The 16,123-nt window shown below is 60.7% G+C and carries 18 protein-coding genes; 16 read left to right on the forward strand and 2 right to left on the reverse strand.

Annotated elements, in window-relative coordinates:
* Positions 1–264: 264 nt before the first annotated feature.
* From M2395_RS10185 to M2395_RS10205, 5 genes are all read left to right on the forward strand, one after another.
* Complete coding sequence (locus M2395_RS10185; RefSeq protein WP_123430356.1) at positions 265–1,887, forward strand: acyl-CoA synthetase; 1,623 nt, start codon at positions 265–267, stop codon at positions 1,885–1,887.
* Positions 1,888–2,083: 196 nt separating this feature from the next.
* Complete coding sequence (locus M2395_RS10190; protein WP_015634949.1) at positions 2,084–3,856, forward strand: acyl-CoA dehydrogenase C-terminal domain-containing protein; 1,773 nt, start codon at positions 2,084–2,086, stop codon at positions 3,854–3,856.
* A gap of 120 nt (positions 3,857–3,976) precedes the next feature.
* Entirely contained in the window at positions 3,977–4,390 is a 414-nt protein-coding gene (locus tag M2395_RS10195; RefSeq protein ID WP_015634948.1) for an LIC_13387 family protein, read from the forward strand.
* 50 nt (positions 4,391–4,440) lie between these two features.
* Complete coding sequence (locus tag M2395_RS10200; RefSeq protein WP_015634947.1) at positions 4,441–5,043, forward strand: hypothetical protein; 603 nt, start codon at positions 4,441–4,443, stop codon at positions 5,041–5,043.
* A gap of 50 nt (positions 5,044–5,093) precedes the next feature.
* On the forward strand, positions 5,094–5,618 hold the full coding sequence (locus tag M2395_RS10205) for a hypothetical protein (protein WP_019095111.1): 525 nt from the start codon (positions 5,094–5,096) through the stop codon (positions 5,616–5,618).
* Positions 5,619–5,712: 94 nt separating this feature from the next.
* Here the strand turns inward: M2395_RS10205 and M2395_RS10210 are convergent, their stop codons facing one another.
* Together M2395_RS10210 and M2395_RS10215 are read right to left on the reverse strand one after the other, a co-directional pair.
* Positions 5,713–5,898, reverse strand: coding sequence for a DUF2188 domain-containing protein (locus M2395_RS10210; RefSeq protein WP_011060459.1), 186 nt, complete (start codon positions 5,896–5,898; stop codon positions 5,713–5,715).
* A gap of 95 nt (positions 5,899–5,993) precedes the next feature.
* On the reverse strand, positions 5,994–6,200 hold the full coding sequence (locus M2395_RS10215) for a DUF6021 family protein (RefSeq protein ID WP_015634945.1): 207 nt from the start codon (positions 6,198–6,200) through the stop codon (positions 5,994–5,996).
* A 163-nt stretch (positions 6,201–6,363) separates the two neighbouring features.
* On the opposite strand from M2395_RS10215, the gene M2395_RS10220 reads away from it, so the two are divergent.
* The 11 genes from M2395_RS10220 (at position 6,364) to M2395_RS10270 (ending at position 16,111) form a co-directional block, all read left to right on the forward strand.
* Positions 6,364–6,993 (forward strand): HAD family phosphatase, encoded by a 630-nt coding sequence (locus M2395_RS10220; protein ID WP_011060457.1) that lies wholly within the window; start codon positions 6,364–6,366, stop codon positions 6,991–6,993.
* Positions 6,994–7,310: 317 nt separating this feature from the next.
* Entirely contained in the window at positions 7,311–7,499 is a 189-nt protein-coding gene (locus M2395_RS10225) for a DUF1843 domain-containing protein (protein WP_015634943.1), read from the forward strand.
* 36 nt (positions 7,500–7,535) lie between these two features.
* Entirely contained in the window at positions 7,536–8,171 is a 636-nt protein-coding gene (locus M2395_RS10230; protein ID WP_011060455.1) for a DUF1842 domain-containing protein, read from the forward strand.
* A gap of 51 nt (positions 8,172–8,222) precedes the next feature.
* Positions 8,223–8,831 (forward strand): DUF1842 domain-containing protein, encoded by a 609-nt coding sequence (locus M2395_RS10235; protein WP_011060454.1) that lies wholly within the window; start codon positions 8,223–8,225, stop codon positions 8,829–8,831.
* Between the two features lie 132 nt (positions 8,832–8,963).
* Positions 8,964–10,430 (forward strand): GDL motif peptide-associated radical SAM/SPASM maturase, encoded by a 1,467-nt coding sequence (locus M2395_RS10240; protein ID WP_015634941.1) that lies wholly within the window; start codon positions 8,964–8,966, stop codon positions 10,428–10,430.
* Positions 10,431–10,605: 175 nt separating this feature from the next.
* Positions 10,606–11,019 (forward strand): VOC family protein, encoded by a 414-nt coding sequence (locus M2395_RS10245; protein ID WP_041117105.1) that lies wholly within the window; start codon positions 10,606–10,608, stop codon positions 11,017–11,019.
* 532 nt (positions 11,020–11,551) lie between these two features.
* Complete coding sequence (locus tag M2395_RS10250) at positions 11,552–12,766, forward strand: hypothetical protein (protein ID WP_041117104.1); 1,215 nt, start codon at positions 11,552–11,554, stop codon at positions 12,764–12,766.
* A 39-nt stretch (positions 12,767–12,805) separates the two neighbouring features.
* Positions 12,806–13,744, forward strand: a complete 939-nt coding sequence (locus tag M2395_RS10255; protein WP_197731928.1) for a glycosyltransferase family 2 protein — start codon at positions 12,806–12,808, stop codon at positions 13,742–13,744.
* Between the two features lie 57 nt (positions 13,745–13,801).
* A complete protein-coding gene (locus M2395_RS10260; protein WP_185057764.1) occupies positions 13,802–14,212 on the forward strand; it encodes a GtrA family protein in 411 nt (136 codons plus the stop codon).
* A gap of 48 nt (positions 14,213–14,260) precedes the next feature.
* Positions 14,261–14,986, forward strand: coding sequence for an N-acetyltransferase (locus M2395_RS10265; protein WP_041117100.1), 726 nt, complete (start codon positions 14,261–14,263; stop codon positions 14,984–14,986).
* Positions 14,987–15,322: 336 nt separating this feature from the next.
* Entirely contained in the window at positions 15,323–16,111 is a 789-nt protein-coding gene (locus M2395_RS10270) for a helix-turn-helix transcriptional regulator (RefSeq protein WP_041117098.1), read from the forward strand.
* The last annotated feature ends 12 nt before the right edge of the window (positions 16,112–16,123 follow it).

Here is a 16,123-nt window from a genome sequence, read left to right on the forward strand (position 1 = left end):
AACTACTATACAACTCAGGTAGTACTTCCATATCAATCGACAAACAGTATATAAAAGACCCCGGATAAGTCACCGAGCTTTCGCTGGGTGTGCTGCGTACCTGTAAGCAACGCCGAACGTAGGAGCTGGCTTGCCAGCGAAGAGGCCCGTGGGATCGCTTTCGCCGGCAAGCCGGCGCCTACAGTCAGTGCCCCCAGGTACACAGCACGCGCCACCCAAGCCTCGGCCAATAGAGCTAATAATCAGCCACCGGGTACCCGAACCATGTCCATCTACGAGCAAGGCCTAGCGCCGACTGCCGTCAACCATATCGCCCTCTCCCCCTTGAGCTTCATCGAGCGTACCGCTGCGGTTTACCCCGATTACCCGGCGGTGATCCACGGTTCGATCCGTCGCACCTGGGCCCAGACCTACAGCCGCTGCCGGCGCCTGGCCTCGGCCCTGGCCGGGCGCGGCATCGGCAAGAACGACACGGTGGCGGTGATGCTGCCTAACATCCCGGCGATGCTCGAAGCACACTTCGGCGTGCCGATGATCGGCGCCGTGCTCAATGCCCTCAATGTGCGCCTGGACGCCGAGGCCATCGCCTTCATGCTGGCCCACGGCGAAGCCAAGGTGCTGATCGCCGACCGCGAGTTCCATGAGGTGATCCACGCCGCCGTGGCCATGCTCGATCACCCGCCCCTGGTGATCGACCTCGACGACCCGGAGTACGGCGAGGGCCAGCCGGTCAGCGAGCTGGACTACGAAGCGTTCCTGGCCGAGGGCGATCCCGAGTTTGCCTGGCAGTGGCCCGATGACGAGTGGCAGGCCATCGCCCTGAACTACACCTCGGGCACCACCGGCAACCCCAAGGGCGTGGTCTACCACCACCGCGGCGCCTACCTCAACGCCCTGGGCAACCAGATGACCTGGGCCATGGGCAACCACCCGGTGTACCTGTGGACCCTGCCGATGTTCCACTGCAACGGCTGGTGCTACCCCTGGACCGTCACCGCCCTGGCCGGGGTGCATGTGTTTTTGCGCCGGGTCGACCCGCAGAAGATCCTCGACCTGATCCGCGAGCATCAGGTCACGCACCTGTGCGGCGCGCCCATCGTGCTCAATGCCCTGGTGAACATGCCCGACACCGCCAAGGCGGCCATCGACCACCCGGTCAACGCCATGGTGGCCGGGGCCGCGCCGCCGGCCAAGGTGATCGGCGCGGTGGAGGAAATGGGCATCAAGGTGACCCACGTCTACGGCCTGACCGAGGTCTATGGCCCGGTGACCCTGTGCGCCTGGCACGCCGCCTGGGATGAACTGCCCCTGGAACAGCGGGCGCAGATCAAGTCGCGCCAGGGCGTGCGCTACCCGACCCTGGAAGGGGTGATGGTGGCCGACCCGAAAACCCTCGAACCCACGCCCCGGGACGGCCAGACCATCGGCGAGATCTTCATGCGCGGCAACACCGTGATGAAGGGCTACCTGAAGAACCCCACGGCCACCGCCGAAGCCTTCGAGGGCGGCTGGTTCCACACCGGCGACCTGGGGGTGACCCACCCGGACGGCTACGTGGAGATCCGCGACCGGCTCAAGGACATCATCATTTCCGGGGGCGAGAACATTTCCACCATCGAACTGGAAGGCGTGCTCTATCGCCACCCGGCAGTGCTGGAAGCGGCGGTGGTGGCCCGGCCCGATGAAAAGTGGGGTGAGACGCCCTGCGCCTTCATCACCCTCAAGGCCGATCATCAGGACGTGCGCGAAGCCGAGATCATCGCCTTCTGTCGCGAGCACCTGGCAGGCTTCAAGGTACCGCGTACCGTGGTCTTCAGCCCGTTGCCCAAGACCTCCACCGGCAAGATCCAGAAGTTCGTCCTGCGCGACATGGCGAAAAACTTCTAGCCTGAATACACCTACCCAGCCCTTGTAGGAGCTGGCCGGGCGGCGCTCCGCTTGCCAGCGAAGGCGTCGGCCAGGGCGATGCATGGCTTGCGGGCCTCTTCGCCGGCAAGCCGGCTCCTACAAGGTGGCGGGGTTTTCGTTGTCGATTCATGCGGCCGAGGCCGCTCAACCTCCACTTTTGCCCGAGGTTCCTGCAATGCCCGAATTCAACGCTCCGCTGCGCGACATGCGCTTTGTCCTGCATGAAGTGTTCAACGCACCCAAGCTCTGGGCGCGCCTGCCGGCCCTGGCCGATACCGTGGACGGCGACACCGCCGACGCCATTCTCGAAGAAGCGGCCAAGGTCACCGGCAACCTGATCGCCCCGCTCAACCGCAGCGGCGACGAGGAAGGCGCCAGCTGGCACGCCGGGCAGGTGCGCACCCCGGCCGGTTTCAAGGAGGCCTACAGCACCTATATCCAGGGCGGCTGGGTCGGCCTGAGCGGCAACCCGGCCTACGGCGGCATGGGCATGCCGAAGATGCTCGCGGTGCAGTTCGAGGAAATGCTCTACGCCGCCAACTCCAGCTTCGCCCTGTACTCGGCCCTGAGTTCCGGGGCCTGCCTGGCCATCGACGCCCACGCCAGCGAAGCGCTGAAACAGCTGTACCTGCCGCCGATGTACGAAGGCCGCTGGGCCGGCTCCATGTGCCTCACCGAGGCCCACGCCGGCACCGACCTGGGGATCATCCGCACCCGCGCCGAGCCCCAGGCCGACGGCAGCTACCGCATCAGCGGCAGCAAGATCTTCATCACCGGCGGCGAGCAGGACCTGACCGAGAACATCATCCACCTGGTGCTGGCCAAGCTGCCGGACGCCCCGGCCGGGCCCAAGGGCATCTCGCTGTTCCTGGTGCCGAAGATCCATGTGGACGCCAACGGCAATCTCGGCGCGGCCAACGCGGTGAGCTGCGGTTCCATCGAGCACAAGATGGGCATCAAGGCCTCGGCCACCTGCGTGCTGAACTTCGACGGCGCCACCGGCTGGCTGATCGGCGAGGCCAACAAGGGCCTGGCGGCGATGTTCACCATGATGAACTACGAGCGCCTGTCCATCGGCATCCAGGGTATCGGCTGCGCCGAGAACTCCTACCAGAACGCCCGCACCTACGCCCGCGAGCGTATCCAGAGCCGCTCCCCGGCCGGCCCGGTGGCCAAGGACAAGATCGCCGACCCGATCATCGTCCACCCCGATGTGCGGCGCATGCTGCTGACCATGAAGGCCATGACCGAAGGCGGCCGCGCCTTCGCCAGCTACGTCGGCCAGCAGCTGGACCTGGCCAAGTTCGCCGACCAGCCCCATGAGCGGCACAACGCCGAGGCCCTGGTGGCGCTGCTGACCCCGGTGGCCAAGGCGTTCTTCACCGACACCGGCCTGGACAGCTGCGTGCTGGGCCAGCAGATCTTCGGCGGCCACGGCTACATCCGCGAATGGGGCCAGGAGCAACTGGTGCGGGATGTACGCATCGCCCAGATCTACGAAGGCACCAACGGCATCCAGGCCCTGGACCTGCTGGGGCGCAAGGTGGTGGGCAACGGCGGCGTGGCCCTGCGCCTGTTCACCGGCGAGATCCGCGACTACGCCTACCTGCCCGGCGCCGCCTACGCCGCCGAGCTGCTGGACGCGGTGCAACGCCTGGAAGACCTCAGCGACTGGCTGCGTGAACAGGCGGCGCAGAACCCCCACGCGGTGGGCAGCGCCTGCGTCGAATACCTGCAGCTGTTCGGCTACGTGGCCTACGCCTACCTGTGGGCGCGCATGGCCCAGGTGGCCGAGCACAAGCGTTCCGAGGACGACGGTTTCTACGGTGCCAAGCTGGCCACCGCGCGCTTCTACTTCAGTCGCATGCTGCCGCGCATCCTCAGCCTGGAGCAGAGCATCCGCGCCGGCAGCGCCTCCTTGTTCGGCCTCGACGCCGAGCACTTCTGAGCCCCTGGGCAGGGCGCCCGGCGCCCTGCCCCGTGCCGGTAAAAAAGCCGCGCCCGCAGGTGCAAAACCCCGGGCGGCCCGGCATACTCCGCGCACCCGAGCACCGCCCAAGGAAGAAACGTGTTGGCCCCCGCCCTGATCATCGCCAGCTCAGCCATCGTGCTGCTGCTCGGCACCCTGCACCTGATCTACACCTTCGCCACCGACAAATTCCAGCCCCGTGACCCGGCCCTGGCCGAACGCATGCGCCAGGTGTCGCCGATGATCACCCGCCAGACCAGCCTGTGGCGGGCCTGGGTCGGCTTCAACGCCAGCCACAGCCTGGGCGCCATGCTGTTCGGCCTGGTCTATGGCTACCTCGCCTGGCTGCACCCGGCCCTGCTGCTGGAGGCCCGTGGCTTGCTGCTGATCGGCCTGGGGTTTCTCGCCAGCCTGTGGGTGCTGGCGATTCGTTACTGGTTTCGCATTCCCCTGGCGGGCATCAGCATCGCCCTGGTGCTGTTCGCGGTTGCCTGCGGTTTGCTGTTGGTTTGAACCCAGCCCACCACACACTCTCATCGGCCCTGTTTTTTTCGAGTCTCTGCATGTCGCCCCTGCACACCTTCTGGTCCCGGCTCTACTACCTCCTGTGCTGGATCGCCGTGGCCGCACAATTGGCCACCATGATCCGTTGCAACCTGCACCTGATCGTCCCCCGGGAAGTCGGCGGCACGCTGTTCGGCGGCTCCATGGGTTTCATGCTGTACCTGGGCGGCTGGGCCTTCAGCGTCATCGGCCTGGGCCTGGCCGTGCTGACCCGGGTGCCCGGCGCCCGCCTGGCCTGGATCATCGGTGGGCTGGTGCAGTTGCTGCTGGGCCTGTGGTGGCGGATCAACTACCCGGACGATTTCGACGGCAACCTGATCTTCAGCATCCAGGCCCGGGAGCTGGACTATGTGATGGTCTTCGGTTTCGCCCTGGTCTACAGCGGCATCTACCTGTTGCACCGGCAGCGGCTCAAGCCGAGAGCCCCCGCCACCCTCCGTGAGCTGTCGTTGCGGATTGCATGGGCGGTGTTGCTGGGGGGCTTCTTCATCCCCCCCTTGGTCAATGCCAGCAAGGCGCCCCTGCCGTACTGCGCCTTCAACCGGGCCGGCGAACAGTTGAGCCTGTGCCTGGGCCCTGGCACCCGGGTCATTGTCGACTGACCGTCAACCCCGCCTCTTTCTTGCTTCACCAAACCTCGATGAGTGTGCCCATGTCTCGCCTGTTTACCCTGTGGTTGTGGCTCTACCGCCCTCTGTGCTGGATCGTCGTTGCCGCGCCCTTGTCGCTGATGCTGCTGTGCGACGTGCAGATGATGCAGCCGCGGGATGTCAGCAGCACGCTGTTCGGTGGGGCCATGGGCTTTCAGCTGTACCTCTTTGTCTGGGTGCTGTGCCTGATCGGCCTGGCCGTGACCCTGCTGACCCGGATGCCCGGCGCGCGCCTGGCCTGGCTCCTGGCCGGGCTGGTGCCGCTGCTGCTGGGCGCCTGGTGGCGGCTCGACTACCCGGATGACCAGGACGGCAGCCTGGCCATCAGCCCCCAGAAGTGGGAGCTGGAGTACATGATGGGCATCACCTGTGTGTTCGTGGTCAGCGGCCTGTACTTCTACTGGCGCCGCCGCCTCGCCCCGCGGCCCGCCGCCGACAACGCCGATGAGCTGTTTCTGCAGACCCTGTGGGCACTGGCCCTGGCAGCAGCCTTCATCCTCCCGCTGCTGAGTTTCATGCAGCCGTAATTGCGCCCCGCTGCGCCCTCGCCCCGTCCGGCCATGCCCCCGGCCGGGCATAAAAAAGCCCCGAACCGGTCGGGGCTTTTTTCCTGCCTGGGCGCTAGCCACCGGTGGCGGCCGGTCGTTGCCTGCGCGCCGGCAGGGCGGCGGCAAAGGCCATGGCCTCTTCCCGGGTGCCGAAGGTAGCAAGCCGGTCACCCGGCGTGCAGACCTTCCAGGGCCCGTGGTTGACGCTCAAGACCTGATAGCCGTTGATCTGCAGTTTGTTCAGCAGCGGCGTGCTCATGGACACCTCCTTTTTCCTCGGCGAGCCTGGGGCTTGGGCGTTTTACCTTACACCCGCCACACCGCCCGGCGACTGCCGCATGTCGGCGCGCCGGGTCATTTCTTCAGGTTGGCCAGGGGATCGTAGGCCCGCGAGCGCTTGCGCCGGTGCTCGGGTTCAGGGCGGTCCAGGGGTGCCCTGGCCGGGCCTACCGGGTCTACCTGGGGGTCGGCCAGGTCTGGCGAATCGGGGTCGAAACCCGGGTCATGATGATTCGAGGCATGCTCGGACGAGCGCGGCCCCGTGGGGTTCTTGGCAGTCATGGGCAGCTCCTGTGCCAGCCTGGAAAAGGCCGGATACAGGGGTTGGATCACGATTCGTGGCCAGGGTGCCGCCGAGCGGACCAGCGGCCAGCGGCAAATTGCATTGTGCTGCCGGGCGTCGCAGGATGGCGCCTGGCCCATAACCGCTCAAAAGGACGTGTTCATGACGATTCGTGCCGTGGTTTTCGATTTTGGTGGCGTGCTGTTCGACTGGAGCCCGCACCACCTGTACCGCCAGCTGATCCCCGACGATGAGCGCCGCCAGTGGTTCCTCGACACCATCTGCACCCAGGCCTGGAATACCCGGCAGGACGCCGGCCGCAGCCTGGCCGAGGCGACCCGCAGCCTGGTGGCCGAGCACCCCGACCATGCCCCCTTGATCGAGGCCTATTACGGGCGCTGGCCGGAGATGCTCAAGGGGCCACTGGATCAGGGCGTGGCCCTGCTGGAAGAACTGCACCAGGCGCAGGTGCCCCTGTTCGGGCTGACCAACTGGTCCCGGGAAACCTTTCCCTATGCCTGGGACAATTACCCGTTTCTGCAGCGCTTTCGCGACATCGTGGTGTCGGGGCAAGAGCGCCAGATCAAGCCGGATGCCGAGATCTATCACACGACCCTGGGGCGCATTCGTGCGCATTTGCCGGGGGTGGCCCCCGAGGAACTGGTGTTCATTGACGACCATGCGCCCAATATCGTCGCCGCAACGGCGCTGGGGTGGCATGCGATTCATCATGTGACGGCGGCCGAGACGCGGCGCCGGCTGGAGGAGTTGGGGGTGGTCCGAGCGCACTGACACCCCGTAGGGGCTGGCTTGCCAGCGAAGGCGCCGGCCAGGGCGATGCATGGCTGTCGCGGGCCTCTTCGCCGGCAGCCGGTGCCTACGCTCGCCCCCCTTTCTCACCCCCTCCTATCGCCATCCGCAATCACCTCCCGCCTGCATATCGCCCTTTGGAATGTCTCCAAAATCAACCCTTTACCGACCGTGAATCCACCGGTCGGAAACCCACAAAATCAATGTGCCATTACCCTGCCAATTCCACCCGCGCTGCTTAACTGCAAAAGCTGCCGAGTAGCGCAGCACCCCATCCACACCCACGGAAGGCAAACGCCATGAGCAATGCATCCCAACATGTGATCCCCCCCTACGGAGTCGCCATCCAGTCGGCCATCAGCGAAGGCAAGCTGCCGGAGATGAAAGCCCTGCTGGCCAAGCGCGATCCGGCCAGGAACGAACCCAAGGATCTGCACAACGCCTACGAACAGCTGGCCAAGGAAGTCGCCCGCCTGGAACGCCGCTGATCGCGGTTCCCCTGTCATTGAATGGAGGCAAAGCAAATGTCCGGCAACTACTCGCAAGCCGAAGGCCTGTTCCCCCTGAGCTACCGCATCGGCACCTCGCAACCCGGCGCACCCACCCTGATCCTCAACCTGCTGGCCTATACCCCGGAACACAGTGTGCGCGGCACTTCCAGCATCACCCAGGCGGTCAACCCGCCCCTGGACCTGCACAGCGATGTCTGGGGCCAGTACACCTACCTCACCGTCATGCCGCCCAGCACCAGCAAGATCCTCATCACGGCCCAGGGCAACCAGGGCGGCCCGGGGTCGAACTCGGTGATCAACTTCAAGCTGCACCTGGTGGTCAGCGACGACTGGAAGGAAGGCGTGGCCAACTATCAGTACTACAACGGCCACAGCTGGGTGACGGTCAACCAGGTGCCCGCCCACCTGCAGGAAACCGTGCAGTCCAGCACCCTGTCGGCCCCTCTGCACCGCGGCCAGCCCAACCATCCGCTGCCGCCGATCTCGGCGCTGTACGGGGCGCCGATCCACGGTGCCATCGCCAGCGGTGATCTGGCGCAGATGAAGAGCCTGCACAAGGTCGCCACCCAGCAACTGGAACAGCTGCCGCTGATCCGTACCGCACTGGTGGCCGCCAAGGCCGAGATCAGCCAGCAGGAGCGGCGCTGAGCCCGGCCGTCCATCGAACCTGATGTCTTCAAGAAGATAAGGAGTTGCAGCATGACAATCGGACTGTTCCATACCCGCCTCATCGTCGCCAACCCCGTGATCGGTGGGCCGGTGCTGACCCTCGACCTGCTGGTCGATACCCCGAAGAAACGCGTCAGCGGCGTTGCCCGCGTGACCCAGAGCACCTCGCCACCGGTGCAGTTCCACGCCGACGTGTGGGGCGACTACTCCCAGGTCAAGCTCGACCCCTCCAGCGAGGGGCACATCATTCTCAGCCTGGCCGGCAACCCCAGCGGCCCCACCAGCCAGATCGCCGAGACCTTCCACCTGCAGGGCATCCTCGGCCTGGACTGGGCCAGCGGCTTCGCCAGCTACAAGTACCAGTTCCAGGGGCACTGGCACGTGGTGCAACACGCCGCCGTGAGCCCGGCCCCGGTGGAGCAGGCGCAGGCAGCGGACTACGCCAGCCAGGCCGGCCCGGCCGCCGAAGTGCGCCACCCGCTGTATGCCGTGGCGCTGCAGCAGGCCCAGGCCAGCGGCGACCTGGCGCGGCTCAAGGCACTGGTGGCCCAGGGCGAGCAGCAACTGGCCAACGCTGACAACCTGACCCAGGCGGTGCAGCAGTTGCAGGCAGAAATCAGCCGCCTGGAACAGCGCTGACCACCAGCACCCGGGGCCGCCCGCCGCGGCCCCGGGGGCTGCCACAAAACGACCGCGCCATTGCGACACAAGGAAGGCGCGCCTATTTCGATGGGTTGGTGCCGCGCACCGCCGGGTGCGCAAGGAACTCTCATGTCAGACCGTCTCCCCGCCCGCTACCTCAGCGAAACCGACCTCAAGCGCTTTGTCCCGGTGCATGTGGTCTGGGAAATCACCCTCGCCTGCGACCTCAAGTGCCTGCATTGCGGCTCCCGCGCCGGGCATCGGCGCCCGGGCGAACTCAATACCCAGGAATGCCTGTCGGTGATCGATTCGATCGCCGCCCTGGGCACCCGGGAAGTCACCCTGATCGGTGGCGAAGCCTATCTGCGCAAGGACTGGACGCGGCTGATCCAGGCCATCCACGACCACGGCATGTACGTGGCGATCCAGACCGGCGGGCGCAACCTGACCCCGGCCAAGATGCAGGCCGCGGTGGATGCCGGGCTCAATGGCGTCGGCGTCTCTCTAGATGGCCTGGCGCCGCTGCATGACGCGGTGCGCAATGTCCCCGGCTCCTTCGACAAGGCCCTGGATACCCTGCGCCGGGCCAAGCAGGCCGGGCTCAAGGTCAGCGTCAACACGCAGATCGGCGCCGCCACCCTGCCCGACCTGCCGGCCCTGATGGAGCTGATCATCGATGCCGGCGCCAGCCACTGGCAGATCCAGCTGACCGTGGCCATGGGCAATGCGGTGGATCACCCCGAGCTGCTGCTGCAGCCCTACCAGTTGCTGGAGGTGATGCCGCTGCTGGCGCGCCTGTACCGCGAAGGCGCCGAGCGCGGGCTGCTGATGAATGTGGGCAACAACATCGGCTACTACGGCCCCTACGAGCACATGTGGCGCGGCTTCGGCGACGATCGCGTGCACTGGAGCGGATGCGCCGCCGGGCAGACGGTCCTGGCCCTGGAGGCCGACGGCACGGTCAAGGGCTGCCCGTCCCTGGCCACCGTGGGTTTCTCCGGTGGCAACGTGCGCAGCATGAGCCTGCACGACATCTGGCACTACAGCGAAGGCATCCACTTCGGCCGCCTGCGCTCGGTGGACGACCTGTGGGGCTACTGCCGCACCTGTTACTACAACGATGTCTGCCGCGGCGGGTGCACCTGGACCTCGCACTCGCTGCTGGGCAAGCCGGGGAACAATCCCTACTGCCACTACCGGACCCTGGACCTGGCGAAAAAGGGCCTGCGCGAACGCATCGTCAAGCTCGAAGACGCCGGCCCGGCGTCGTTCTCGGTGGGCCGTTTCGACCTGATCACCGAACGCATCGACACCGGCGAGGCGGTATCGAGCGTCAACGACAGCGGCCAGGTGATCAAGCTGGCCTGGGTCAACCAGGGCCAGGCGTCGCCCGAGGAAGGCCGCATCCCGCCGCGCCTGGCCCTGTGTCGCAATTGCCTGGAGTACATCCACGCCCATGAAAGCACCTGCCCGCACTGCAACGCCGATGTCGCCGCCGCCGAAGCCCGGCACCAGCAAGACCGGCTGCGCCAGCAGGCGCTGATCAACACCCTGCACCAGTTGCTCGGCACGCCCCAGGAGCAGCCGCGCCTGTAACCCCCGCCCGCACCGCCGCCGCGCCCCCAATGGCGCGGCGACGGTTATATCGCCACGGGCGAGCATGGAAAAACCATCTATAAAAAAACCTCCGCGCAGGGCCGATAGCGGCTTTGCTATGGAAGTTCGTCCACAGGCCCGCGTGCCTGCCCGTTACCTGCGACCGGAGCACAGCATGAAAATCAACCCCTACCTGGTGTTCAACGGCACCTGCAAGGCCGCCTTCACCTTCTATGCCCAATGCCTGAACGGCACCCTGGAAATGATGATGACCTTCGGTGAAAGCCCGGCCCGTGATCACATCTCTGCCGACTGTCACGAACGCATCATGCACACCCGCCTGAGCGTCGGCGACCAGGTGCTGATGGGCTCGGACACCACCCCTGAGCTGCCCTACCTGGGCATCCACGGCTGTTCGATCTCGCTGAACATCGACAACGCCGCCGAAGCCGAACGGGTATTCGCCGCCCTGGCCGAACAGGGCAACGTGCAGATGCCCCTGGAAGCCACCTTCTGGGCCGAGCGCTTCGGCATGCTGGTGGACCGCTTTGGTGTGCCATGGATGGTCAATTGCGAGAAGCGCCAGTAACCCTGGCCCACCTGACTACCAACATTGCCCTCCTCCAGGAAGTTCTGGGTGGCTTCCCGGGGAGGTCAATCCGTTGCGGAGGTAGCAGCCAAACCAATTGTCGGAAGCGGATATTCCTGCGACCAATGAGGACGAAGACCAGATCAGTTTGCTGTTTCGCTCCGAAAACAGCACTCGTGGGCCAACAATAGAGGACTCCCTAGAGGGACTGAGGGTATACTCGCCGCCAAATTTACCTCTCGCCCCTTAGCTTGACGGGGACTTGGGCCTATAAGGTCCGGCAGCAGGACGATGCTCTTGAACCTAAAACAGAAAGTAAAACAGGAACAGATTCTGAACACGAAAATCAAAACATCATCGTCGTCAATAAACCATTAACTCAGTGCGACCCAGAATTACTTTATCACTTAAACATATGCAAAAAACATAGACCAACCCAAAGACCAACTCATTCCGGCAAGATTAAATAGAACACCAAAACCACTCCAAGAATAGATTCCTGTAAAAACCAGAATAAAATAGGCGAGAGCGAATGACAGACGACAACATAAGCGAAACATATCCAGCACCAGATAAAAACCGCCAACACCACACTCGCGCCTACTTCATACTATTTGCATTTATTTTCATCACCTTCACCCCCCTTATATATAAGCTCTCAACAATTGGCGGCGACTATATTGCACACCTGAAATGGGCGAGCGATATGGAAGATAACGGCACTCTCATGCTGCCGCACCCGCTATACCATCTACTCACGATCCTCACTAAAAATATTCTAAGTGTCAATTACGCCATAGCCTCCACCATCATCATAGTTTCCGCCATTTACCTGCTGGCGATCTTAAACTATAAAGTCCTCAGCCGGTACACCTCAGCTAAAACAGCCACGCTTGTGTCAGTATGTTTACTAGTGGCCAGCCCCCTCCAGATCCTTGCGGTATTTGACCATCATTTCTATTTTGGCTATGTGGGGCTTACGATTTATCATAGTCCAACAATGCTCCTGCTCAAGCCACTAGCCCTCATCGCTTTTTGCTACACATTAAAATCTTTCACCGAAACCTCAGGCAATACACTCTCAAGAGGCACGCTACTGGCAATTTCAATTTTTTTCTGCGGAATATCAAAGCCAAATTTCCTTATTATCATTTTGCCAGCACTGATTTTGTTTCTCATCGCAACCCAGCAACTGAAAAGCAGCCTGAAAAGCGCATATATTTACTGGGCTTTTTTCCTGCCGACAGTATTCGTGCTCAGTCTTCAGTTTCTGCACACCTACTTCTACCAAAGCCTTTCAATAGAAACCGCAAATGAGGAAAGCCACGTTCTATTTCTGCCTTTTGAAAGCATGGCCCACTACTCAAAATACTTGTTCATCAAGCTGATTCTATCTATCGCATTCCCACTTCTTGTACTCTGCTACTACCCTAAAGAGTTCATCAAAGACAAGGCACTGCTTCTCGCATCGCTCTGTCTCTTGATGGGGCTAACTTTGACTTACTTCTTTTCTGAAAGTGGCTACCGGATGTATGCCGGAAATTTTTGGTGGAGCGGTCAGATTGGCCTATATTTGAGCTTTCTTTTCTCTGCGGCATTCCTGCTAAAAAACAAAGAAGCTTTTACAGCAACAATAAGCAACGTAAAAAAATATAAACGCTGCGTCATCTTGTTTTTCGCACACACTGCATTCGGAGCACTCTACTACTTCCTAGAGCTCTGTTTTCGCTATCAAAAATTCTGGTAAATCCCGAACTCCCCTTTAAACCTATAAATGATAAGCACAGTGGAAAATCCAAAAGAAAAACCTCACATTTCTGTCGTCGTACCTGTTTACAAGGCTGAAAATTCGCTGATGGAGCTTTATGCGCGATTGAAAACATCGCTGGAAGAGATCACACCAAATTTTGAAATCCTGTTGATTGAGGACTGCGGCGGTGATCGCTCCTGGGATTTAATAAAACAGTTGGCAAAGGTCGATCCAAGAGTGCGGGGAATTCAGCTAAGCCGGAACTTCGGCCAGCATTACGGCATCACTGCGGGTCTCGATAGTTCCCGAGGAGATTGGGTTGTGGTCATGGACTGCGACCTACAGGATCGTCCTGAAGAAATTCCCCGGCTATATGCCAAGGCACAGGAAGGGTACGACATTGTCCTGGCTCTACGAGGTTTAAGAAAAGACTCTGCAATAAAGCGCCTAGGCTCGTGGTTTTTTTACAAGACGTTCAGTTATCTTGCCGACTTTGAGTATGACGGGAATAGCGGTAACTTTCGAATAATTTCCCGCCAAGTTACTGACAATCTGTGCCAAATGCGTGAACAGTTGCGCTTTTTTGGCGCCTTGGTCCACTGGATGGGCTTTACCAGCACCGGCATTGATGTCGAGCACTGCGAACGAGGCCACGGCAAAAGCACTTACACTTTCTCCAAACTCTGGAGTCTGGCCATGGATACCATTATCGCCTATTCGGACAAACCACTTAGGCTTGCAGTAAAGCTCGGCTTTACAATGGCCTCACTTTCATTCATCTATGGCATCTACCTTATGATCACCACCTACTTTCATGGCACGGTAGTACAAGGTTGGACCAGCCTCATGGTATCTATTTTCTTCATTGGCGGAATTGTCATCTCCATTCAAGGCGTAGTCGGCATATATATAGGCAAGACATTCGACGAGACTAAAAAGCGTCCGCTTTATATCGTCGGACGAAAAACCTTCTAGTCTGAATACTGGCAGTTCCACTACCCCTTCAACTCCAAAGCCAAATAGAATGCCATAGTGAACACTATCCCTACCCATACCATCATTCAGCTGATTCGCTACGGAATTATTGGCGTAACCAGCAATGCCTTGGCTTACGCTGGTTACTTACTGATCGTGTATGCCGGTTGTGGAGAAAAATTATCTATGACGCTTATGTATTTGGCAGGAGCCACCTACAGCTATTCTGTCAACTACCGTTGGACTTTCAAAAAAAGCGGGCGAGCTGGCGCACCATTTCGCTACATACAAATGCATGTATCAGGCTATGTAATAAACCTGATATTACTGTATGTATTTTTCGACCAACTCCACTATCCACATGAAATAGTCCAAGCATCGGCCATAATATTATTAGCGGCGTACAGTTTTCTCGCATGCAAGTACTACGTGTTCAGGGAAAACCCTGACACCCCCTTGAACTCTTAATACTTATCTCTTTGTAAAACAGCAATCAACTTAAACATCGAGAGAGCAATGGATATAGAAAAGCTTGAGTGGGACACCGATTTTTTTCAGACCCCAGTCTATCGAATCAGCAACCCCACACTTTCGAAGGCACATCTGCAAGAGCAGTTAAGTAAGGCGCTAAAACTAGGTGCCAGCTTAGTTTACTGGCAATCAGAAAAAGAGCTGAGTGAGCTGGACTCACTCCCCATGAAAGGCAGCCTAGTAGATCTTAAGGCTACGTTCATCACCAACCTCGCCACCACCAAGGGCAAGAGATATTCGTCACTGGTGGAAACCTACCATCCATCAATGAAAGTTGAAGAGTTGATCGACCTCGCTGTTCAAAGCGGCGAGTACTCAAGGTTTTCAGTTGACCCTAATATCGACCTGGAAAAATTCCATGAGCTCTACAGCATCTGGGCCAGAAGGTCAGCAGCCAAGGAAATCGCTCTCGAGGTATTTGTGATACGCAGTAACACTAAAATAGTGGCGATGTTGACCGCTGGCACAAAGAACGGCATTGCAGACATAGGGCTACTCGCCGTTGATTCATCAGTTCGCGGACAAGGACATGGTCAAACGCTGGTCAGACACGCTCAACAATGGTTCCAGGACCGAGGTTTCAAGCAATGTCAGGTTGTTACCCAAAAGAACAACCTGTCCGCATGTGGGCTTTACCAGAAATGCGAATTTCAGATTCAGAAGATCGAACCTTTTTATCACTTCTGGAAAAAACCCAGTACTAGCGCCTGAGAATGTGATGAGCAGAACACTATCAGCCTCATTGGCCCAGCTAGGACCAGAGGAATGAGGCCATCGATGTATTGTGGTCCAGACCGATTTCAAGCTGCTCCCCCTCTACAGCGATTGATGGTGCGATCCTTCTTTGACCAGCCCCTCAAAAAAGCAAAGTCGATGCTTGAAAAATCGACTATTTGACCATTTTCACCAAACGACCAACAAAACCTTGTACTAGGATACGAGGCGACCCTTTGTCGCCCAGAGCAAACAGGAGGTAAATCAACCCTGACCCAAACTCGTTGCTATAAGGCAGCCCCCCTCCACACCTTCACATTCATGGATGAAATGATGAACTCACAAATACTGTTTCCACACATTGGTAAGGTCATCGCCAGCACCGGCAGCCGCAACTTTCCGCGCATGCTGCACGACCTGATACTCACCCAGCTGGCTGTGGACGCCACCCATATCACCCAACTGCGGGCCGACCCGGAACAGGCCGTCGGCAGAACCGGCAACACCCTGATGCAGACCCGCCACCCGCTGTACAGCGATGCCCATGCCAGCAATGACCCGCTGCTGCTCACCGGCTTTCCCGAACAACCCGGCGAACCGGCCCCGGGCCCGTCGCTGCAACGCCAGCGCGGCCACGCGGACCCGGCACAACTGCACCTGACCGGGCGCAAGGACTCCTACCACTACGTGCTCTCGGTGTACCGCAGCAGCCAGGACCAGAGCTTTTCCCCTCAGGAACGCCTGCTGCTGGAGGACATCTCGCCGTTGCTGCTGCCCATGGTGGAAAAACACATCAGCGCCCTGCAGCCCCGGGGCAATGCCGCCGAGCAGGACAGTGCCGCCATCGAGGGCCTGGCAAGCCTGCGCCTGCGCTTTGCCGCGCGCCTGGAACAGTCCGGGCTGCGCCTGTCCAACCGCGAGCTGGAGGTCTGTGTCGGGCTGCTGGCCGGGCGCACCGCGCCGCAGCTGGCCGAGCAGCTCAAGCTCAAGGTCAATACCGTCGAAAGCTACTTGAAACGCGCCGCCATCAAGCTCGGCATCAGTGGCCGGCACTCGCTGCTGCGCTGGATGTACTCGCCCGAGGAACCAGCGCCGCACAGCAGCGAAACCCCGACGGCCTGATCCAGCCTTGGC

Source organism: Pseudomonas sp. BIGb0176, assembly GCF_024810175.1.
GTDB lineage: Bacteria > Pseudomonadota > Gammaproteobacteria > Pseudomonadales > Pseudomonadaceae > Aquipseudomonas > Aquipseudomonas protegens.